Origin of the sequence: Pseudomonas sp. SIMBA_041, from assembly GCF_046535095.1 — a bacterium.
GTDB classification, from domain to species: domain Bacteria; phylum Pseudomonadota; class Gammaproteobacteria; order Pseudomonadales; family Pseudomonadaceae; genus Aquipseudomonas; species Aquipseudomonas mucoides.
Genome location: NZ_JAWRXJ010000996.1, coordinates 1 through 232 on the forward strand (window position 1 = coordinate 1; position 232 = coordinate 232).

Below are 232 nucleotides of genomic sequence, written 5' to 3' on the forward strand. Positions count from 1 at the left end.
CAATCCAAGCTTGGCTGCAGGTCACTTTGATACATGAAAATACGGGTTTTCTTGATTCAGACGCGCAGCGGTGTGCGTTTGTTTGCCGCTATAGCGAAATAAATCAGAAAATCAGACGCGGTCGTTCACTTGTTCAGCAACCAGATCAAAAGCCATTGACTCAGCAAGGGTTGACCGTATAATTCACGCGATTACACCGCATTGCGGTATCAACGCGCCCTTAGCTCAGTTG

The 232-nt window shown here is 47.4% G+C and carries 1 protein-coding gene; it reads left to right on the forward strand.

The window, feature by feature from the left end:
* Window positions 1–182 (forward strand): hypothetical protein (locus SB725_RS34120; protein WP_410923815.1); only part of this gene is annotated, 182 nt, incomplete at its 5' end.
* Between the last annotated feature and the right edge of the window lie 50 nt (window positions 183–232).